Raw genomic sequence first — 21,839 nt, 5'->3', positions numbered from 1 at the left:
GAGCCTGCTCCTAAAGCCGGTGCGGGTGCGACGGTGCGCCGCTGTCCGCGGTGCGCAACTGGTTGAGTACGTCGAAGAGTTCGTCGTCGGTCGCCGAGCTGAGGTCGGCGCGTTCGGCGTGGTCGGTGCCGTCCGGGGCGTCACTCCAGCGCGAGAGCAGGTCCCGCAGCCGGTGCGTGATCGCGCTCCGGGCGCCGTCGTCGGCCGCGAAGTCGGCCAGGAAGGCCTCGATCCGGTCGAGTTCGGCGAGGGCCGGGCCGACCTCGGTGGTCTGCACGCCGGCGAACTCGGCGCAGAGGTGCTCGGCGAGGGCGGTGGCGGTCGGGTAGTCGAAGATCAGCGTGGTCGGCAGCTCCAGGCCGGTGGCCTCGTGCAGCCGTTCGTGGAGTTCGAGGTCGGCCAGCGAGTCGAAGCCGAGATCGACGAAGCCGCGGTCCGGCTCGATGTCCTCCGGCGTGGACTCGCCAAGCACGACGGCCGCGTGCGTGCGGACCAGGTCGAGCAGCGCCCGGCGCCGGTCGGCCTCGGGCATCGCGCGCAGTCGCCGGGTGAAGTCCGCCTTCGGGTCGGGGGCCGCTGCGGGTGGCTCGGCGGTGGTGGTGCCGGGTGCCTGGGTAGTGGCCGTGGGTGCTTCGGCGGTGGGTGACTCGGCGCCGACCAACTGCCTTAGCAGGGCGGGGATCCGGCCCTGCTCGGCGCGAGCCCGCAGCTGCCGCAGGTCCAGCTGCAGCGGGACCAGCACCGGCTCCTCGGCCAGCATCAGTGCCTGGTCGAAGAGTTCGAGCGCGTCCGGGCCGGCCAGCGCACCGATGCCGTCCCGGCCGATCCGGGCCAGGTCGGCCGCGCCGAGTCCGCCGGTCAGCGCGCTGCGCTCGGCCCACAGGCCCCAGGCCAGCGAGAGTCCGGGCAGGCCATCGGCACGGCGGCGCTCGGCCAGCGCGTCGAGGAACGCGTTCGCCGCCGCGTAGTTGCCCTGCCCCGCCGAGCCGAAGACGCCTGCGGCGGAGGAGAACAGCACGAACTCGTGGAGCTCCAGGCCCCGGGTCAGCTCGTGCAGGTGCCAGGCCGCGTCCGCCTTCGGCCGCAGCACCGCCGCCAGCCGCTCCGGCGTGAGCGACTCCAGCAGGCTGTCGTCCACCACACCGGCCGCGTGGACCACGACCGTCAGCGGGTGCTCGGCGGGCACCGACGCCAGCAGGGCGGCCAGTGCGTCGCGGTCGGCTGCGTCGCACGCGGCGACGGTGACCGTGACGGCTCCGCTCCCGGTCAGCTCGGCGACCAGTTCCGGTACCCCGGGGGCGAGTTCACCGCGCCGACTGGTCAGCAGCAGGTGCCGGGCGCCGCGCTCCACCAGATGCCGGGCGACCAGGCCGCCGAGCGTTCCGGTGCCGCCGGTGACCAGGACCGTGCCGTCGGGGTCGAGTTCGCGGCCCCCGCGGTCCGCGCGGTCCTCGCCGGTGTCCGAGGCTTGCGTCAACTGGGGGATCAGAACGGTGTTTTGACGGATCACCGGCTGGTCGGCGAGGCGCTCCAGAGCCGCCGACAGCGCCTCCTCGGCCGGTGCCGGGTGGTCCAGATCGAGCAGGCCGAACCGCTTCGGGTGCTCCGACTGCGCCGTGCGCAGCAGTCCCCGGACCGCTGCGCCGGCCAGGTCGGGTGCGGCATCCGCCGGTCCGGCGGCCACCGCACCACGGGTCACCACGACCAACCGCGCACCGGCGAACCGTGGTTCGGCGAGCCAGGAGCGCACCAGGCGCAGCGCCTCCGCCGTGGCGGCCAGGACCGCCGACGGCACGTCACCGGTCTGCGGCGACAGCAGCGGGACCAGTACGACGTCGGGCCGAGGGGCGCCGGCCGCCACGGCGGCGGCGAGCGCGTCGAGGTCGCGGTGCCGGGCGGCGCCGGGCACGCTCAGGCCGCCCTCGGCGGCCTCGGCGCCGAGCACTGCCACGGTCGGACGGTCCTGGTCCGTGCGGACGGATCCGGCGGCCGCGAGCGGCGACCAGTGGACGCGGAGCAACGGGCCGGGCTGCCCGGCTTGCCCTGCTTGAGCGGCGCCGTCGGCTCGCAGCGGGCGGGAGAGCAGACCGGCGATCGAGGCGACCGGCGCGCCGGCCGGATCGGCGAGCTCGACGGACACGGCGTGCGGCCCGGTCGGCGCGAGCCGCACCCGCAGCGCCGTCGCGCCGCTGCTGCGCACCGAGACGCCCTGCCAGGCGTACGGCACCAGGGCCGGTCCGGTCGTGCCACCGTCCGGTGCCGTCTGCGGTGCTGCGACCAGGTAGGCCTGGAGCGCCGCGTCCAGCAGCGCCGGGTGGACGCCGTACCCGCCGGCCTCGTGCTGCGCGGCGGGCGGCAGCGCGACCTCGGCGAAGACCTCGTCGCCGCGCCGCCAGACCGACCGCAGCCCCTGGAACAGCGGACCGTAGCCGATGCCGTGCGCCGCGCGGTCCTGGTAGAAGCCGTCGATCCCGACCGGCTCCGCACCCTGCGGCGGCCAGCTCAGCAGATCGTACGAGCCGGTCGGCTGCAGCGGCGCGACCGTCCCGGTGGCGTGCCGGGTCCACGGCCGGTCGCCGTCGTCCGCCGAGTGGGCGTCCTGCGGCGAGTGGGCGTCCTGCGCCGGGCGGGCGGAGAGCTCCACGCTGCGGTGGCCGGCCAGGTCCGCCGCGCCGACGACCAGGCGGATCGCCACGCCCTCACCCGCTCCGGCGGCCGGGCCGGGAATCTCCAGCGGCGTGTGCAGGGTCAGCTCGGCCAGCTGCGCGCAGCCGAGCCGGGCGCCCGCCCAGCGGGCCAGCTCGACTGCGGCGGTGCCGGGCAGCAGCACCCGGCCGCCGACCGCATGGTCGGCGAGCCACGGGTGCGAGCGCACCGACAGCAGGCCAGCGAACAGCATCCCACCGTTGTCCGGGAGTTCGACGGCGGCATGGAGCAGCGGGTGGCCGGCGGCGGAGAGGCCGGCGGCGGCCACCGGGAGTTCCTGCGGTCCGTCGTCCAGCCAGTAGCGCCGCCGCTGGAACGCGTAGGTCGGCAGCTCGGCCGGTCGCAGGCCCGCGCTCGGGAAGGCCGCGGACCAGTTCACCGGCACGCCGTGGACGTGCAGTTCGGCCAGCGCGGCGAGGAAGCCGGCCGCGCCGTGGGCGCCGCCCCGGACAGGCCCTAGCGGCGAGCCGATCGTCAGCACCTCGCGACCTGCGGCCGCGGCGATCCGGGCGAGTTCCGACCCGGTGGCGGAGGTGGCACCGACAGGCTCGGCCGGCTCGGTGGTGATCTCCAGGAAGACCGGGTGGCCGCCACGTTCGAGCTGCTCGCGCACCGGGGCTTCGAGACCGGCCGCAGTCGTGCGGTACGGCAGTTCGGCCGCGCTCAGGTCGATCGGCCCCGGCTCGGCGGCCGTCACCGCGCGGGCGCCGTCCTTGAGCGAGAGCGCGCCGACCACGCAGGCTCCGGCGAACTCGCCGACGCCGTCGCCCAGTACGGCGGCGGGCCGCACGCCGTACTCCTGCCACAGCCCAGCGAGTGAGACCAGCAGCGCCCAGCGCAGCGGGCGGGCCACCTCGGCCCGGTCCGGCGTGGGAGCACCGGGCACCCCGCGCAGCACGTCCAGCACCGACCAGTCGAGCACGGCGGCGAGCGCCTCGTCACAGTCGGCCAGCCGGCGGGCGAAGACCGGCGAGGAGTCCAGCAGCGCTGCCGCCCAGTCGAGTTGACGGCTGTGCTGGTCCGGCTGGTCCGCGAGGTCCGGGACGTCCGGGAGGACGAACACCACCCGGGCGTCGGCGCGGGCGGCGCCCTGCACCGTGCCCGGCCGGGAGCCGCCCGCCGCGACCTCGGCGAGGCCCGCGAGCAGCTCGGCGCGGTCCGCACCGAGCAGCACAGCGCGCTGCTCGAAGGTCGAGCGGGTGCGCGCCAGGGCTGCGCCGACCTCGTCCGCCGTGAGCTCCGGCTGCCTGTCGAGGTGGGCCAGCAGCCGCTCGGCCTGCTCACGCAGCGCGGCCCCGGTGCGAGCGGAGAGCACCCACGGCACCGCGGGCCAGCGGTCGGCGGCCACCTCGGCCGCCTGCTCCGGCGCCTGCTCGGGTGCCTGCTCCAGGATGAGGTGCGCGTTCGTGCCGCTGACGCCGAAGGAGGAGACCCCGGCCCGGCGCGGCTGCCCGGTCACCGGCCACGGCCGCGCCTCGGTCAGCAGCGAGACGGCGCCCGCCTCCCAGTCCACGTGCGGGTTGGGCGCGTCGATGTGCAGCGTGCGCGGCAGCTCGCCCTGCCGCATCGCCATCACCATCTTGATCACCCCGGCGACGCCCGCGGCGGCCTGCGCGTGGCCGATGTTGGACTTCACCGAGCCCAGCCAGAGCGGCCGTTCGGCCTGGTGCTGCTGCCCGTAGGTGGCGAGCAGCGCCTGCGCCTCGATCGGGTCGCCGAGCGTGGTCCCGGTGCCGTGCGCCTCGACGGCGTCCACCTCGCCACCGTTCAGTCCCGCGTTCTCCAGCGCCTGCCGGACGACCCGCTGCTGAGAGGGGCCGTTCGGCACCGTCAGCCCGCTGCTGGCACCGTCCTGGTTGACCGCGCTGCCCCGGATCACCGCGAGGATCCGCCGTCCGTTCCGCTGGGCGTCCGAGAGCCGCTCCAGCAGCAGCAGGCCGACGCCCTCGCCGAGGCCGGTGCCGGCGGCCCGGGCCGCGAACGCCCGGCAGCGTGCGTCCTGGGCCAGTCCGCGCTGGCGGCTGAACTCGATCAGGGCCATCGGGGAGGCCATCACGGTCACGCCACCGGCCAGCGCGAGCGAGCTCTCGCCCGAGCGCAGCGACTGGCAGGCCTGGTGCACGGCGACCAGCGAGGACGAGCACGCGGTGTCCAGGCTGACGGCCGGCCCCTCCAGGCCGAGTGTGTAGGCGACCCGCCCCGAAGCGACGCTGCCGGTGCTGCCGTTGCCGATGTAGCCCTCGAACTCGCCTGGCACGCGGTGCAGTCGGGAGGCGTAGTCCTGGTAGATGACGCCCGCGAAGACGCCGGTCCGGCTGCCGCGCAGGGTGGCCGGATCGATCCCGGCCCGCTCGAACGCCTCCCAGGCGGTCTCCAGCAGCAGCCGCTGCTGCGGGTCGGTGGCCAGCGCCTCCCGGGCGCTCATGCCGAAGAACGCCGGGTCGAAGTCGGCCGCGTCGTGCAGGAATCCGCCTTCGCGGACGTAGACCGAACCGGGCCGGGAGGGATCGGCGTCGTAGAGATCGGCCGGCCAGCCGCGATCGGTCGGGAACTCCGAGATGGCGTCCCGGCCGTCCGCGACCAGCTGCCAGAGATCCTCGGGCGACGTGACGCCGCCGGGGTAGCGGCAGGCCATGCCGGTGATCGCGATCGGCTCGCGGCCGCCCTCCTCGACCTCCTGCAGCCGCTGCCTGGTCCGGCGCAGATCGACGGTCAGCCGCTTGAGGGCGTCGATGACCTTCGCGTCACTCGTCATCTTGCTGTCAGCCTCTTTCCGCAACGACGTGTCCGAGTCGGTCATGTCAGGACTTCCGCAGTTCGCTGTCGACGATGTCGAGCAGCTCGTCGAGCGTCGCGTCCTCGAACTCCTCGCCCTGGTCAGGGGTTTCCGGTGTCTCCCCGGCCGCGCGGGACGACTGGGACGAGCCCGCCGGGCCGTCCAGCTCGGCGAGCAGGCCGCGCAGCCGGGCTGCCAGCTGCTCGCGCGCCGGTCCGTCGGCCGCGAGGGAGCGCACAGTCGCTTCCAGACCGGCCAGTTCAGGGAGTTGGGCCAGTTGGGCGAGTTCAGCGATTTCGGAGCGCGCCGGCGGCTCGGCGGGCCGGGCGGCCTGCTCACGCAGTCGCTCCCCCAGGTGGGCGGCGACGGCGGCCGGCGTGGGGTGGTCGAAGGCCAGCGTGGCCGGCAGGCGCAGGCCGGTGGCCGCGGTCAGCCGGTTGCGCAGCTCGACCGCCCGCAGCGAGTCGAAGCCCGATTCGAGGAAGCCGCGTCCGGTGGCGACCGCCTCCGACCCGGCGTAGCCGAGCACGGTCGCGGTCTCGGCGCGGACCAGGTCGAGCACTGCCTGGGTCCGCTCGGCCGGCGAGAGGCCGTCGAGCGACAGCGTGCGGCTGGGCTCGGCCGGGCCGCCGAGCCGGGCCGCCCGGCGCGGGGCGGCGCCAAGCAGGCTGCGCAGCAGCGGCGGCCGCTCCGCCAGGCCACCGCTGGCGCTACCGCTGCTGGTGCCACTGCTGCTGCGCAGGGCCGGGAGGTCGAGCCGGACCGGGAGCACCAGCGGCCGGTCCTGGTCGAGCGCGGCGTCGAAGAGTGCGAGGCCGTCCGCGGTGCTGAGCGGGAGCACCCCCGAACGCCGCATCCGCGAGCGGTCGGCGCCGTCCAGCCCGCCGGTCATGCCGCTGACGGCGGCCCAGAGCCCCCACGCCATGGAGACCGCGGGGAGTCCGAGCGTGCGGCGGTAGCCCGCCAGGCCGTCCAAGTAGGCGTTCGCCGCAGCGTAGTTGGTCTGGCCGGCGGCACCGAGCAGGCCGCCCGCCGCGGAGAAGAGCACGAAGAGCGCGGGATCCGCCTCCCGGGTGAGCTCGTGCAGGTTCCAGGCCGCGTCCACCTTGGGCCGCAGCACCGCACGGAGCCGCTCGGGCGTCAGCGCGCCGAGCAGGCCGTCGTCCAGCACGCCGGCCGCGTGGACGACGCCGGTCAGCGGGTGTCCGGCCGGGATGCCCGCGAGCAGCGCCGCCAGCGCCTCGCGGTCTGCGGCGTCGGCCGCCGCCACGGTGGCCGTGGCGCCCGATTCGGCGAGCTCGGCCACGAGTTCGGCGGCGCCCTCGCTCTGCGCGCCGCGCCGGCTGACCAGCAGCAGGTGCCGGACTCCGTGCGCCGCCACCAGATGCCGGGCGACCAGCGCGCCGAGCGTGCCGGTGCCGCCGGTGATCAGCACCGTGCCCTCGGGGTCCAGCCCCCGGGCAGCGGCGGCACCGAGGTCCGTCGCCTGCGGCCGCTCCAGCCGCTCCAGCCGGGGCACCAGCAACCGGCCGTCGCGCACCGCGTACTGCGGCTCGGCGCCGGCCAGCACGGTCGGCAGCGCGCGGGTCGCGTCGCCGTGGCCGTCGCCTTGGCCGTCGAGGTCGAGCAGGACGAGACGGTCCGGGTGCTCGGCCTGCGCGGAGCGCACCGCACCCCAGGCGGCGGCGCCGCCGAGGTCCGTCGTCTGCAGCCGCGCCGGCTGCGGTGCGACGGGCGCGGCGCCACGGGTCACCAGGACCAGTCGCGCGGCGGCGAACCGCTCGTCCGCCACCCACTGCTGCAGCAGCGGCAGCAGTCGCTGCACTGAATCATCTGCTGCGGCAGCCGAGTTGGCCTCGGCGGTCGGGTCCGGGAGCCAGGCCGTCAGGACGGCCGCCGGAACCGGCGTGCCGCTGTCGGCGGCCTCGGCCAGCGCGGCGAGATCCGGGTACGCGACCGCCGCGATCCCGGCCTGCTCCAGCGCCGCACCGAGCCCGAGGCCATCGGCCCCGAGCACGGCGCAGCTGGCGACCGACGCCGGGGCCGCCGGGGCGGCGGCTGAGTCGGGGGCCGGGTCGGTGGCCGGGTCGAGCCAGGACAGCTGGAAGAGCGAATCCGTCAGCCCGGCGCGGGCGGCGGCGCCGAGCTGCTCCCGGCTCACCGGCCGCACCACCAGCGAGGCGACGGTGGCGACGGGTGCGCCGGTCTGGTCGGCGACCGCCAGTTCCATCTCGTCCGGGCCGGTCGGTGCCAGGCGGACCCGCAGCGCGGTGGCGGCGGTGGCGTGCAGAGCGACGCCCGTCCAGGAGAACGGCAGCCGGACCTGCGCCGCGCCGTCGAGCAGTGTGGTGTGCAGGGCGGCGTCGAGCAGCGCGGGGTGCAGGCCGAAGCGGTCGGCGTCCGGGTACTGCTCCTGCGGCAGCCGGACCTCGGCGAAGACCTCGTCCCCACGCCGCCAGGCGGCGTGCAGTCCCTGGAACGCCGGCCCGTACACCAGGCCGTCCGCGACGAGTCGCTCGTAGAGGCCGCCGGTCTCGACCGGCACCGCACCGGCCGGGGGCCAGGTCGGCTCCGGGAGCCGGCCGGCTGGCGGCTCGGCCGCCGAGACGGTTCCGGTCGCGTGGCTGGTCCACGGCTGGCCGGTGGCCGTCGTGGTGGTGTCGGGCTGGGAGTGGACGCTGATCGCGCGCCGCCCGTTCTCGTCAGGCGCACCGACCCGGACCTGCACCCGGACCCCGCCCTGCTCGGGCAGCACCAGCGGTGCCTGGAGCGTCAACTCCTCGACCACGCTCGCACCCAGCTGACGCCCGGCGTGCAGCGCGAGCTCGACGAAACCGGTACCCGGCACCAGCACCGTGCCCCAGACAGCGTGATCCGCCAACCAGGCGTGCGTGGCCAACGACAACCGGCCGGTGAAGACCATCCCGTCACCGTCCGCCAGCATCACACCCGCACCCAGCAGCGGATGATCCGCCACCTCCAGACCCACCGACCGCACATCCGCACCCTGCACCGACGGCTCCAACCAGAACCGCTCACCCTGGAACGCATAGGTGGGCAGATCCAGGAGACCACCGGTAGAGCCGGTGAACAGCACCTGCCAGTCCACCGCGATGCCGTGGGTGTGGAGTTGAGCGGCGGAGGTCAGCAGACGGGCCCAGCCACCCTCGTCACGGCGCAGCGTGCCGGTGACGAGTGCGGGGGTGTCCGTGGTGTCGAGGGTCTCCTCGATGCCGAGAGTGAGCACGGGGTGCGGGCTGCACTCGACGAACGCGCCGTGCCCCTGGGCCGCCAGTTCGCGCACCGCGCTCTCCAGGCCCACCGGGCGGCGCAGGTTCGCGTACCAGTAACCCGCGTTCAGCTCGGCGGTATCCAACCAGCCACCCGTGACAGTGGAGTAGAACGGCACGTCGCAGCTGCGAGGCGCGACCGAGGCGAGAGCCTCGGCCAACTCCGCTTCGATCGCCTCGACATGGGCCGAGTGCGAGGCGTAGTCCACATCGATCCGGCGCGCCCGGATCTCCTGCTGCTCACAGCTCGCGAGCAACTCGTCCAGCGCCGCCGCCTCACCGGCCACCACTGTGGAACGCGGACCGTTCAACGCCGCCACCGAGATCCGACCCGACCAGGGAGCCAGCAACTCCTCGACCTCACCGGCAGCCAGCGGCAGTGACACCATGCCGCCGCCGCCCGCGATCCGCAGCAACGCCTTGCTGCGCAGCGCCACCACCCGCGCGCCGTCCTCCAAGGACAGCCCACCGGCCACCACCGCAGCCGCGATCTCCCCCTGCGAATGGCCGATCACGGCGGCCGGCTCGACGCCCAGCGAACGCCACACCTCGGCCAGCGAAACCATCACCGCGAAGAGCGCGGGCTGCACCACATCCACCCGGACCAGCGCCTCACCACTGCGCAGCACCTCGCCCAACGACCAGTCCACGAACGGCGACAGCGCCTCTTCACACCGCGCGATCGAGTCGGCGAACACCGGCGAGCCGTCCAGCAGCTCCAGCGCCATCCCGACCCACTGCGATCCCTGCCCCGGGAACACGAACACCGGCCGGCCGAACGTGTCGCCGCCGGTCACCACCTGCGAGGCCGCAACCCCATCGGCCAGCGCCGCCAGCCCCGCCAGCAGCTCCTCCCGCTCCCCGCCGACCACCACCGCACGCTGATCGAAGACCGACCGACCGGTGACCAGCACCCGGCCGATCTCGCCGGTCGCCCACTCCGGGTGCGCCAGCACCGCCTCGCGCAGCCGCCCGGCCTGCGCCCGCAGCGCCGCCTCCGTCCGCGCCGACAGCACCCACGCCGCCACAGCGCCGTCAGCTGTCACACCAGCCTCGGCAGTCTCGGCAAGCTCCGCAGCCGGCGCCTCCTCCAGGATCACGTGTGCGTTCGTTCCGCTGATCCCGAAGGCGGACACTCCCGCCCGGCGCGGCCGCTCCCGCGCCGGCCAGTCCCGGCGCTCGGTGAGCAGCTCAAGGCCGCCCGAGGACCAGTCCACATGCGTCGTCGGTTCGGTGACGTGCAGGGTGGCCGGCAGCACACCCTCGCGCATCGCCATCACCATCTTGATCACGCCCGCCACCCCGGCCGCCGCCTGGGTGTGCCCGATGTTCGACTTCAACGCGCCGAGCCAGAGCGGCCGTTCGGCCGGCCGGTCCTGCCCGTACGTCGCGAGCAGCGCCTGCGCCTCGATCGGGTCGCCGAGCCTGGTGCCCGTCCCGTGCGCCTCGACCACGTCCACATCGGCGGCCGTCAGCCGGGCGTCGGCCAGGGCCTGGCGGATCACCCGCTGCTGCGACGGGCCGTTCGGCGCGGCCAGCCCGTTGGACGCGCCGTCCTGGTTGACCGCCGAACCCCGCACCACCGCGAGCACCGGGTGCCCGTTGCGCCGCGCGTCCGAGAGCCGCTCCAGCAGCAGCACGCCGGCGCCCTCGGCGAGGCCGAAGCCGTCCGCGTCGTCGGAGAACGCCTTGCAGCGCCCGCTCTCGGAGAGCGCGCCCATCCGGCTGAAGCCGATGAACGCGTCCGGCGTCGGCATCACGACCGCTCCGCCGGCCAGCGCCATCGTGCACTCGCCGTGTCGCAGCGCCTGCCCTGCCAGGTGCAGCGCGACCAGCGAGGACGAGCAGGCGGTGTCCACCGTGATCGCCGGGCCCTCCAGCCCGAACGCGTAGGCGAGCCGCCCCGAGATGACGCTCGTGACGCTCCCGGTGATCACGTAGTCCTCGATGGCCGGCGGCGCCTCGTGCGAACGCAGGCCGTAGCCGTGCGACATCGCTCCGATGAACGCGCCGGTCCGGCTGCCGCGCAGGGTGGCCGGGTCGATGCCGGCCCGCTCGAACGCCTCCCAGGAGGTCTCCAGCAGCAGCCGCTGCTGCGGATCCATCGCCAGCGCCTCACGCGGCGAGATCCCGAAGAAACCGGCGTCGAACCGGTCCACGTCCTGGAGGAACCCGCCCTCGCGCACCGAAGTACGGCCCCGGCTCTCGGGGTCGGTGCCGAACAGCTCGTCCAGCTGCCAGCCGCGATCGGCCGGGAAGCCCCCGACCGCGTCACCGCCCGCCGCGATCAGCTGCCAGAGTTCCTCCGGGCTGGTGACGCCGCCGGGGAACCGGCAGGCCATGCCGACGATCGCGATCGCCTCGTCGTCCGCCTCCGGGCCGCCCGCCGCTGCCGGGCGGCCGGCCGCGCTGCTCCGGCCGCCGTCCACCTCGCGCTGCTCCAGCTCCAGGATCTGGCGGCGCAGTTGGGCGGCGAGCACGAGCGGCGTCGGGTAGTCGAAGACCAGCGTTGCCGACAGCCTGAGCCCGGTCGCGGCGGCCAGCCGGTTGCGCAGCTCGACCGCCGTCAGCGACTCGAACCCGAGGTCCTTGAAGGCGCGTTCGGGGCGGATCGCCTCCGGTGTGGCATGCCCCAGCACCGCGACCGCGTGTGTGGCGATCAGCTCGGTGAGCACCCGGTGCTGGTCGGCCTCGGCGAGCCCGTCCAGGCGCTGCCGCAGCTCGGACCGGGTGAGCGTGCCGGCCTCGCTGCGCCCGTCGGCGGCCTCCTGCAGGATCCGCCGGGCCTGCGGCAGTTCGGCGAGGAGCGGGCTCGGGCGCATCGAGGTGAAGAGCGGGACGAACCGCTCCCAGTCGATCTCGGCCACGGCCACGAAGGTGTCGTCCTGGTCGAGCGCCTGTTGCAGTGCCGCGATGGCGAGTTCGGGGTGCATCAGCGGCAGGCCCTGCCCCCGGACCCGGCGGCGGGTCTCGGCGACGTCCATGGTGCCCAGGTTCTGCCAGGTCTTCATGGCGTCTTCCCAGACGCCCCAGGCGACCGAGGTCATCGGCAGTCCGCGCGCCCGGCCGGACTCGGCCATCGCGTCCAGCGCGGCGTTCGCCGCCGCGTAGGCGGCGTGGTCGCCACTGCCCCAGAACCCGGCGATCGAGGAGAACAGGACGAAGGCGTCCAGCTCGTCCGCGTCGAGCAGGTCGGCCAGGTGCCCGGCGCCGTCCACCTTGGCGGCGAGCACGCTGTCGAGGCTCTCCAGCGTGGTGGCGGTCACCGAGGTCAGTTCGATGAACGCGGCGGTGTGCAGCACGGCGCGGACGGTGTCGCCGGCCTCCCGCAGCTTCGCGAGCAGCGCGGCGACGGAGTCACGGTCGGCCACGTCGCAGGCGGCGATGGTCACCCGGGCGCCCAGCGCGGTGAGTTCGGCCGTCAGTTCGTCCGCGCCCGGGGCATCCGGGCCCGATCGGCTGACCAGCACCAGGTGCTCGGCGCCGTTGCCGGCCAGCCAGCGGGCGAGCCGGGGGCCGAGGCTGCCGGTGCCGCCGGTGACCAGCACCGTGCCGCTCGGCTGCCACTTGCGGACCGGACGGCTGCCGCCGGTCCCGGCGGGCACCATCCGCCGGGCGAACAATCCGCCTGGACGGCAAGCCAGTTGATCCTCGTCACTGCCGAGGTCGCCTGCTCCCGCCAGCACCCGGACCGTCTGCGCGAGCGCACGGTCGTCGGGCTGCTCCGGCAGGTCGAGCAACCCGCCCCAGAGCTGCGGCTGTTCGAGCGCGACGACCCGGCCCAGTCCCCAGAGCTGCGCCTGCACCGGATCGGCCGGCGCGTCGGACGGGCCGGTCGAGACCGCGCCGTGCGTCGCGCACCAGAGCCGGGTCCGCAGCTCCAGCTCGCTCAGCGCCTGGACCAGGGTCAGCGTCAGGGCCAGACCGGTTGCCAGCGCCTGATGCCCCGGGAGCCGCCGGGCGTCGGCCGCCAGGAACGACAACACGCCTGCCGGTGCCACCGGTTGACCGTCTTCGGTGGCGGCCGCGAGCACCTCGCGCAGCCGGGAGGCCAGCACCTCGCGGTCCGCGTCCGCCTCGGCCAGCTCCACCAGGGTGACCTGGGCGCCGCGTTCGCCGAGCGCGCGGGCGGCCGCCGCGACCCACGGACGGTCGCCGCCGCCGGCCGGGGCCACCACGAGCCAGTGACCGGACAGCACGGCGGCAGCGGGCTCGGCCACCGGCCGCCACGCGATCCGGTAGCGCCAGCCGTCCACGGCGGACCGGTCACGGCTCTGCTTGCGCCAGGAGGAGAGCACGGGCAGCAGCGAGGCGAGCGACAGCCGCTGCGCCTCGTCCTCGACCTGCAGCGTGGCGGCCAGGGCGGCGGCGTCCTGCTCCTCGACGGCGGCCCAGAAGCCCGCGTCGGGCGCGCTCGACGGGTCGGCGTACGGCTCGGCCCCGTCGGCCGCCGCATCCTGGATCCAGAGGTGCTGGTGCTGGAAGGCGTAGGTGGGCAGGTCCAAGAGGCAACCGGTGGCCCCCGTGAACAGCACCTGCCAGTCCACCGGGACGCCGTGGGTGTGGAGTTGGGCGGCGGAGGTCAGCAGACGGGCCCAGCCGCCCTCGTCACGGCGCAAGGTGCCGGTCACCAGCACTGGTGCCTCGGCGGCCTCCAGGGTCTCTTCGATGCTCAACGTCAGCACCGGGTGCGGGCTGCACTCGACGAACGCGCCGTGCCCCTGCGCCGCCAGCTCACGGACCGCGCTCTCCAGGCCGACCGGGCGGCGCAGGTTCGCGTACCAGTAACCGGCGTCAAGCGCGGTGGTGTCGAGCCAACCGCCGGTGACGGTGGAGTAGAACGGCACCGAACCGGTGCAGGGTGTGATCGGGGCGAGCGCCTCGGCCAACTCGGCCTCGATCGCCTCGACATGGGACGAGTGCGAGGCGTAGTCCACATCGATCCGGCGGGCCCGGATCTCCCGCTGCTCACAGCTCGCGAGCAGCTCGTCCAGCGCCGCCGCCTCACCGGCCACCACCGTGGAACGCGGACCGTTCAACGCCGCCACCGAGATCCGACCCTGCCACGGGCCCAGCAACTCCTCGACCTCACCGGCAGCCAACGGCAACGACACCATGCCGCCCGCGCCCGCGATCCGCAGCAACGCCATACTGCGCAGCGCCACCACCCGCGCGCCATCCTCCAAGGACAGCCCACCGGCCACCACCGCAGCCGCGATCTCCCCCTGCGAGTGACCGACCACCGCCGCCGGCTCCACGCCCAGCGAACGCCACACCTCAGCCAGCGAAACCATCACCGCGAAAAGCGCGGGCTGTACCACGTCCACCCGGACCAGCGCCTCACCACTGCGCAGCACCTCGCCCAACGACCAGTCCACAAACGGCGCCAGCGCTACCTCGCACCGAGCGATCGACTCCGCGAACACCGGCGAGCCGTCCAGCAGCTCCACCGCCATCCCGACCCACTGCGAACCCTGCCCCGGGAACACGAACACCGGCCGACCCGCACTACCGCTGCCCGCAACCGCCTGAGGCGCCACGGTCCCACCGGCCAGCGCCGCCAGCCCCGCCAGCAGCTCCTCCCGCTCCCCGGCGACCACCACCGCGCGCTCGTCCAGCGCGGCGCGGCCCGACAGGAGCGACCGGCCGACCGACCGCATGTCCAGCTCGGAACGCGCCAGCACGTACTCCGCCAGCCGCGCAGCCTGCGCGCGCAGCGCCGGCTCCGTCCGCGCCGACAACACCCACGCCGTCGCAGCGCCGTCAGCGGTCACACCAGGCTCAGCAGCCTCGGCCGGCTCAACGGCCGGCGCCTCCTCCAGGATCACGTGCGCGTTCGTCCCGCTGATCCCGAACGAGGAGACCGCGGCCCGGCGCGGCCGCTCGCCGGCCGACCACTCGCGCCGCTCGGTCAGCAGTGACACCGTGCCGGCGGACCAGTCCACGTGCTCGGTCGGCCGGTCCACGTGCAGTGTGCGCGGCAGCACGCCCTCGCGCATCGCCATCACCATCTTGATCACGCCACCGACGCCCGCCGCCGCCTGCGAGTGGCCGATGTTCGACTTCAACGAGCCCAGCCAGAGCGGCCGTTCGGCCGAGCGCTCATGCCCGTAGGTGGCGAGCAGCGCCTGCGCCTCGATCGGGTCACCCAGTCTGGTTCCCGTCCCGTGCGCCTCCACCGCGTCGACATCGGCGCCGGTCAGCCGGGCGTTCGTCAACGCCTGCCGGATCACCCGCTGTTGGGCCGGACCGTTCGGCGCCGAGAAGCCGCTGCTGCTGCCGTCCTGGTTGATCGCGGAGCCGCGCACCACGGCGAGCACCGAGTGCCCGTTGCGCTGCGCGTCCGAGAGCCGCTCCAGCAGCAGCACGCCGACGCCCTCGGCCCAGCCCGTGCCGTCGGACGCGGCGGCGAACGGCCGGCACCGGCCGTCCGGCGACAGGGCGCGCTGGCGGCTGAACTCGACGAAGCCACCGGGCCCGGTCATCACCGTGACGCCGCCGGCCAGCGCCAGCGTGCACTCACCCTGGCGCAGCGCCTGCCCTGCCAGGTGCAGCGCGACCAGCGAGGAGGAACACGCCGTGTCCACCGTCACCGCCGGCCCCTCCAGGCCGAGCGTGTAGGCGACCCGGCCGGAGACCACGCTGCCCAGGCTGCCCGTCATCAGGTAGCCCTCCAGGTCCTCGGGCGGCCGGCGCAGCCGGGCCGCGTAGTCCTGGTGCATCACGCCCGCGAACACACCGGTCCGGCTGCCGCGCACCGAGGCCGGATCGATCCCGGCCCGCTCGAAGACCTCCCAGGAGGCCTCCAGCAGCAGCCGCTGCTGCGGGTGCATCGCCATGGCCTCGCGCGGCGAGATGCCGAAGAAGTCCGGGTCGAACAGCGCCGCCTCGTGCAGGAACCCGCCGGACCGGGTGTAGCTCTTGCCCGCCGCTTCGGGGTCCGGGTCATAGAGGTCCGGGTCCCAGCCGCGATCGGTCGGGAAGTCGGAGATCGCATCACGCTCGTCGGCCACCAACTGCCAGAGATCCTCGGGTGACTTGACGTTCCCCGGGTACCGGCAGGCCATGCCGACGATCGCGATCGGCTCGGACACCGCTGCGGTCAGCTTGCGGTTCTGCTGCCGCAGGAGCTCGGCCTCCTTGAGGGAGGCCCGCAGCGCCCTGACGACGTCTTCGCTGGATGCGGTCATCGAAAACTCCGAACCTCTGCTGAGTAGTGATCAGTTGTCGCCGAGGGCAACGCGAATCAGGCTGTCCAGATCCATCGTGTCCAGCGAGCTGCCGTGCTCGGTTTCGTCCGGAGCCGTGGAATCGCCGACGGACTCGGCGAGTTGGAGCAGCGTCCGGACCAGCCCCGCCTCCTGGAACCGGGCCAGCGGGATCGCGGCGAGCGCGCCACGGAACTCCGCCTCGTCGGTGTCGGGCTCCGGCCCCGGACCGGTGGCGGCCGTGGGGAAGGCCTCGGCCTCCAGGTGCCGGGCCACGGCGGCCGGGCTGGGATAGTCGAAGATGAGCGTCGCGGGCAGCCGCCGACCGGTCTCGGCGCCGAGCCGGTTGCGCAGTTCGAGCGCGGTGAGCGAGTCGATGCCGAGGTCGAGGAAGCCCCGGTCGGGGTCCACCCGGTCCGCCGTGGCGTAGCCGAGCACGTCGGCCACCTGGGTGCGGACCAGGTCGAGCAGCGCCCGGCTGCGCTCGGCGGGCGGCAGGTCCGCGAAGCGCTGTTCCAAGCTTCGCGGCACGGCCTCGACTGCCGCTCGGCGCGTGGTCGTTCGGATCAGCCCCCGGAGCAGCGGCGGCAACTCGGCCTGCGCCCGCAGCGCGACCGTGTCCAGCCGCGCGGGCACCAGCACGGCGCGACCGGCCGCCTGCGCGGCGTCGAACAGCGCGAGCCCCTGGTCGGTGGGCATCGGGGCGAGGCCGGTGCGGCTCAGTCGGCGCAGGTCCGCCTCGGCAAGGTGCCGGGTCATGCCGCTCGCCTGCGCCCACAGGCCCCAGGCGAGCGAGAGGCCCGCCCGGCCCTCGGCGCGGCGGCGCTGCGCCAGCGCGTCCAGGAAGGCGTTCGCCGCCGCGTAGCTCGCCTGACCGGCCTGGCCGAGCACGCCGGCGGCCGAGGAGAACAGCACGAAGGCGCGCAACTCGCTTGCCCGGGTCAGCTCGTGGAGGTTCCAGGCCGCGTCCGCCTTCGGGCGCAGCACGGTCGCCAGGCGCTCGGGGGTCAGCGCGGCGACCACGCCGTCGTCCAGCACGCCGGCCGTGTGGACGACGCCGGCCAGCGGCTGGTCGGCGGGTATCCCGGCGAGCACGCCCGCGAGCGCGTCGCGGTCGGCGGCGTCGCAGGCCGCCACGGTCACCCGCGCGCCGAGCGCGGTCAGTTCGTCGCGCAGCTCGGGCGCACCGTCGGCGGCGAGTCCGCGTCGGCTGAGCAACAGCAGGTGCCGCACACCGTGGGTGCCGACCAGGTGGCGGGCCAGCAGGCCGCCGAGCGCGCCGGTGCCGCCGGTGATCAGCACCGTCCCCTGCTCGCCGAACATCGGTGCGCCGAGCTCGGTGCCGGGCGCGCTGTCGGGTGTGGCGACGGCCGTGGCGACCGCCGTGGCGACGGCCAGCCGGGCGGCGGAGACCCGCCCGGCCCGTACGGCCAGCTGGGTCTCGGCCGGCGCTGTGACGAGCGCCTGGAGCAACGCGCGGTAGGAGGCGACCTGATCGTCGAGATCGGCGAGCACCAGCCGCCCCGGGTTCTCCGACTGGGCGGACCGGACCAGGCCCCAGAGCGGCGCGTGCACCAGGTCCGCGACGTCCTCGTCCGGATCGGCGGCCACGGCGCCACGGGTCAGCAGCACCAGCCTGGCCGAACCGAAGCGTTCATCGGCCAGCCACGACTGGACCAGGGCCAGCGCCCGCCCGGTCGCGGCGTGGACGGCCTCGGCCGGCCCGGCGGCAGACTGCGACGCGGCGTCCGGCAGACAGGGTGCCAGGACGAGCTGCGGCGCCGGAGCACCGGCGGCGACGGCGGCGGCCAGCTCCGCGAGATCCGCGAAGCCGGGCACAGCGGTCGCGTCCGGGTACGGCAGCCGCTCGGCCGGGCCGACCAGCGCGATCGAGGCCGCCGAGAGCTCCGGCCGGCCGCCGGACGTGCCCGGCAGCGGCGTCCAGTCCACCTGGTACAGCGGGGCGGGGAAGCGCCGGACCGAGGCGCTGAACTGCTCGGCCGTGACCGGACGCAGCGTCAGCGCGTCGATCGAGACGACCGGGCGGCCGGCTTCGTCGGTCGCCGTGATGGCCATGGTGTCGGGCCCGGTCGGCGCCAGGTGGACGCGCAGCGCGGTGACGGCGGCATCGGCCAGGGGGGTGGCGCGGGCAGCGCTGTGCAGTGTCACGCCGGTCCAGGAGAACGGCAGCCGGACCTGCTCCGCGCCTTCGAGCAGCGCCGCGTGCAGCGCGGCGTCCAGCAGCGCGGGGTGCAGACCGAAGCGTGCGGCGTCCGGGTACTGCTCGGGCGACAGCCGGACCTCCGCGAAGAGCTCGTCCCCGCGCCGCCAGGCGGCGTGCAGCCCCTGGAACGCCGGACCGTAGCCGAACCCGGCCTCGGCCAGGCGCTCGTAGTGAGCCTGGACCGGGACGGGCGTGGCCTCCCGGGGCTGCCACGCGGCGTCCCCCGCGCTGTGCCCGGCGGGCGCCACGTCGTCGCCGTCCGGTGTCAGGAAGCCGGTCGCGTGCCGAATCCAGCTCTGCTCGCCGGTCGTTGAGGGGTAGGCGGTCGTTGGGGTGGTGTCGGGCTGGGAGTGGATGCTGAGCGGACGCCGTCCGTCCTCGTCGGGCGCGCCGACCCGGACCTGCACCCGGACCCCACCCTGCTCGGGCAGCACCAACGGCGCCTGGAGCGTCAACTCCTCGACCACGCCCGCACCCAGCTGACGCCCGGCGTGCAAGGCGAGCTCGACGAAGCCGGTGCCCGGCACCAGCACCGTGCCCCAGACCGCGTGATCCGCCAGCCAGGCGTGCGTGGCCAACGACAACCGGCCGGTGAAGACCATCCCGTCACCGTCCGCCAGCACCACACCCGCGCCCAGCAGCGGATGATCCGCCACCTCCAGACCCACCGACCGCACATCCGCACCCTGCACCGACGGCTCCAGCCAGAACCGCTCACCCTGGAACGCATAGGTGGGCAGATCCAGGAGACCACCGGTGGCGCCGGCATCGGCGGCGAAGAGCACCCGCCAGTCCACCGGGACGCCGTGGGCGTGGAGTTGAGCAGCGGAGGTCAGCAGACGGGCCCAGCCACCCTCGTCACGGCGCAGCGTGCCGGTCACCAGCACTGGTGCCTCGGCTGCCTCCAGGGTCTCCTCGATGCTCAACGTCAGCACGGGGTGCGGGCTGCACTCGACGAACGCGCCGTATCCCTGAGCCGCCAGCTCGCGGACCGCGCTCTCCAGGCCCACCGGGCGGCGCAGGTTCGCGTACCAGTAGCCCGCGTCCAGCTCGGCAGTGTCCAACCAGCCACCCGTGACCGTGGAGTAGAACGGCACCGACTCGATCCGGGGTGCGATCGGGGCGAGAGCCTCGATCAACTCAGCCTCGATCGCCTCGACATGAGCCGAGTGCGAGGCGTAGTCCACATCGATCCGACGCGCCCGGATCTCCCGCTGCTCACAGCTCGCGAGCAGCTCGTCCAGCGCCACGGCCTCACCGGCCACCACCGTGGAACGCGGACCGTTCAACGCCGCCACCGAGATACGACCCTGCCACGGGCCCAGCAACTCCTCGACCTCACCGGCAGCCAGCGGCAACGACACCATGCCGCCGCCGCCCGCGATCCGCAGCAACGCCTTACTGCGCAGCGCCACCACCCGCGCGCCATCCTCCAAGGACAGCCCACCGGCCACCACGGCAGCCGCGATCTCCCCCTGCGAATGGCCGATCACGGCGGCCGGCTCGACGCCCAGCGAACGCCACACCTCAGCCAGCGAAACCATCATGGCGAAGAGTGCGGGCTGCACCACGTCCACCCGAATTAGCGCCTCGCCACTGCGCAGCACCTCGGTCAACGACCAGTCCACGAAAGGCGCGAGCGCCTTCTCGCAGGCGGCGATCGACTCGGCGAAGACGGGCGAGCCGTCCAGCAACTCCACTGCCATCCCGACCCACTGCGAGCCCTGCCCGGGGAAGACGAACACCGGCCGACCGAACGTGCCGCCGCCCGTCACCACCTGCGAGGCCGCAACCCCACCAGCCAGGGATTCCAGCCCGGTCAGCAGCTCCTCCCGCTCGCCGCCGACCACCACCGCACGCCGCTCCAGCACACCCCGTGCCGACGCGAGCGTCCAGCTGACCTCGCCGGTCGCCCACTCCGGGTGCGCCAGCACCGCCTCGCGCAGCCGCCCGGCCTGCGCCCGCAGCGCCGCCTCCGTCCGCGCCGACAACACCCACGCCGTCGCAGCGCCGTCAGTCGCAGACACGTCAGCGGTCTCGGCAGGCTCAGTGGGCTCGGCAGCGGGCTCAACGGCCGGCGCCTCTTCCAGGATCACGTGCGCGTTCGTGCCACTGACCCCGAACGAGGAGACGCCCGCCCGGCGCGTCCGCTCCCCCGGCAGCCACTCCCGCGACTCGGTCAGCAACTCGACCGCACCCGCCGACCAGTCCACGTGCGGCGTGGGCTCGTCCACGTGCAGCGTGCGCGGCAGCACGCCCTCGCGCATCGCCATCACCATCTTGATCACGCCGCCGACGCCCGCCGCCGCCTGCATGTGGCCGACGTTCGACTTCAACGAGCCCAGCCAGAGCGGCCGTTCGGCCGGCCGATCCTGCCCGTACGTCGCGAGCAGCGCCTGCGCCTCGATCGGGTCACCCAGCCTGGTGCCCGTCCCGTGCGCCTCCACCACGTCCACATCCGCCGTGGCGAGCCCGGCGTCGGCCAGGGCCTGCCAGATCACGCGCTCCTGCGACGGGCCGTTCGGCGCCGTGAGACCGTTGCTCGCGCCGTCCTGGTTGACCGCCGAACCCCGCACCACCGCGAGCACCCGATGCCCGTTGCGCCGCGCGTCCGAGAGCCGCTCCAGCACCAGCACGCCGACGCCCTCGCCCCAGCCCGTGCCGTCCGCCGACGCCGCGAACGCCTTGCACCGGCCGTCCGGCGCCAACCCGCGCTGACGGCTGAACTCCACGAACATCCCCGGCGCCGCCATCACCGCCGCGCCACCCACCAGCGCCATCGAGCACTCACCCCGGCGCAGCGACTGACCCGCCAGATGCAGCGCCACCAGCGACGACGAACACGCCGTGTCCACCGTCACCGCCGGCCCCTCCAGGCCGAACACGTACGACAGCCGGCCCGACATCACGCTCACCGTGCTGCCGGTCAGCACATGGCCCTCGACGTCTCCGCTCGCCTCGTGCATGCGCGGCCCGTAGTCCTGGGTCATCGCGCCGACGAAGACGCCGGTCCGGCTGCCCCGCTGCTCGGCCGGATCGATCCCGGCCCGCTCGAACGCCTCCCAGGCCGTCTCCAGCAGCAACCGCTGCTGCGGATCCATCGCCAGCGCCTCGCGCGGCGAGATCCCGAAGAAGCCGGCGTCGAACCGGTCCACGCCCTCGACGAAGCCGCCCGACCGCGTGTACGCGTGCCCGCTGCGGCCCGGGTCGGGGTCGTAGAGCCCCTCGACGTCCCAGCCACGGTCGGCCGGGAACGGCCCGATCGCGTCACGCTCGTCCGCGACCAGCCGCCACAGGCCCTCCGGCGAGTCGGCGCCACCGGGGAACCGGCAGGACATCCCGACGATCGCGATCGGCTCGTCCTCCGCCGCCCGGGCGGTCACGTCCGGCGCCGCCGATGCGAGGCCGAGCAGGGCCGCCCGCAGCCGGCCGACCAGCGCGCTGCCGGTGGGGTGGTCGAAGAGCAGCGTGACGGGCAGCCGCAGACCGGTCGCGGTGACCAGGCGGTTGCGCAGTTCCACAGCGGTCGCCGAGTCGAAGTCGAGGTCGCGGAACGGCCGGTCGGCCAGAAAGCCGGGCACGGCCTCGGACCCGCGCAGCGCGAGCACCTGCGCCTGCACCAACTCGGTGAGGAA

General features: G+C 74.7%; 3 protein-coding genes. All 3 read right to left on the bottom strand.

The window, feature by feature from the left end:
• Nucleotides 1–10 precede the first annotated feature (10 nt).
• Genes AC060L_RS20915 through AC060L_RS20905 form a run of 3 tightly spaced genes read right to left on the bottom strand, consistent with a single transcriptional unit; the run spans nucleotide 11 to nucleotide 21,725 of the window.
• Nucleotides 11–5,461, bottom strand: coding sequence for a type I polyketide synthase (locus AC060L_RS20915; protein WP_483800347.1), 5,451 nt, complete (start codon nucleotides 5,459–5,461; stop codon nucleotides 11–13).
• 46 nt (nucleotides 5,462–5,507) lie between these two features.
• Nucleotides 5,508–15,962: a type I polyketide synthase gene (locus AC060L_RS20910; RefSeq protein WP_483800346.1), complete on the bottom strand. Its 10,455-nt coding sequence runs from the start codon at nucleotides 15,960–15,962 to the stop codon at nucleotides 5,508–5,510.
• A 30-nt stretch (nucleotides 15,963–15,992) separates the two neighbouring features.
• Entirely contained in the window at nucleotides 15,993–21,725 is a 5,733-nt protein-coding gene (locus AC060L_RS20905; RefSeq protein WP_483800418.1) for a type I polyketide synthase, read from the bottom strand.
• Nucleotides 21,726–21,839 lie beyond the last annotated feature (114 nt).

The sequence above is a fragment of the Kitasatospora sp. NEAU-69 genome, from assembly GCF_057158765.1.
This window is presented reverse-complemented; position numbering and strand designations above follow the sequence as displayed.

Coding starts and splice junctions, on each gene's coding strand:
- AC060L_RS20910 (WP_483800346.1), bottom strand. CDS start 15,962: ATGACCGCATCCAGCGAAGACGTCGTCAGGGCGCTGCGGGCCTCCCTC.
- AC060L_RS20915 (WP_483800347.1), bottom strand. CDS start 5,461: ATGACGAGTGACGCGAAGGTCATCGACGCCCTCAAGCGGCTGACCGTC.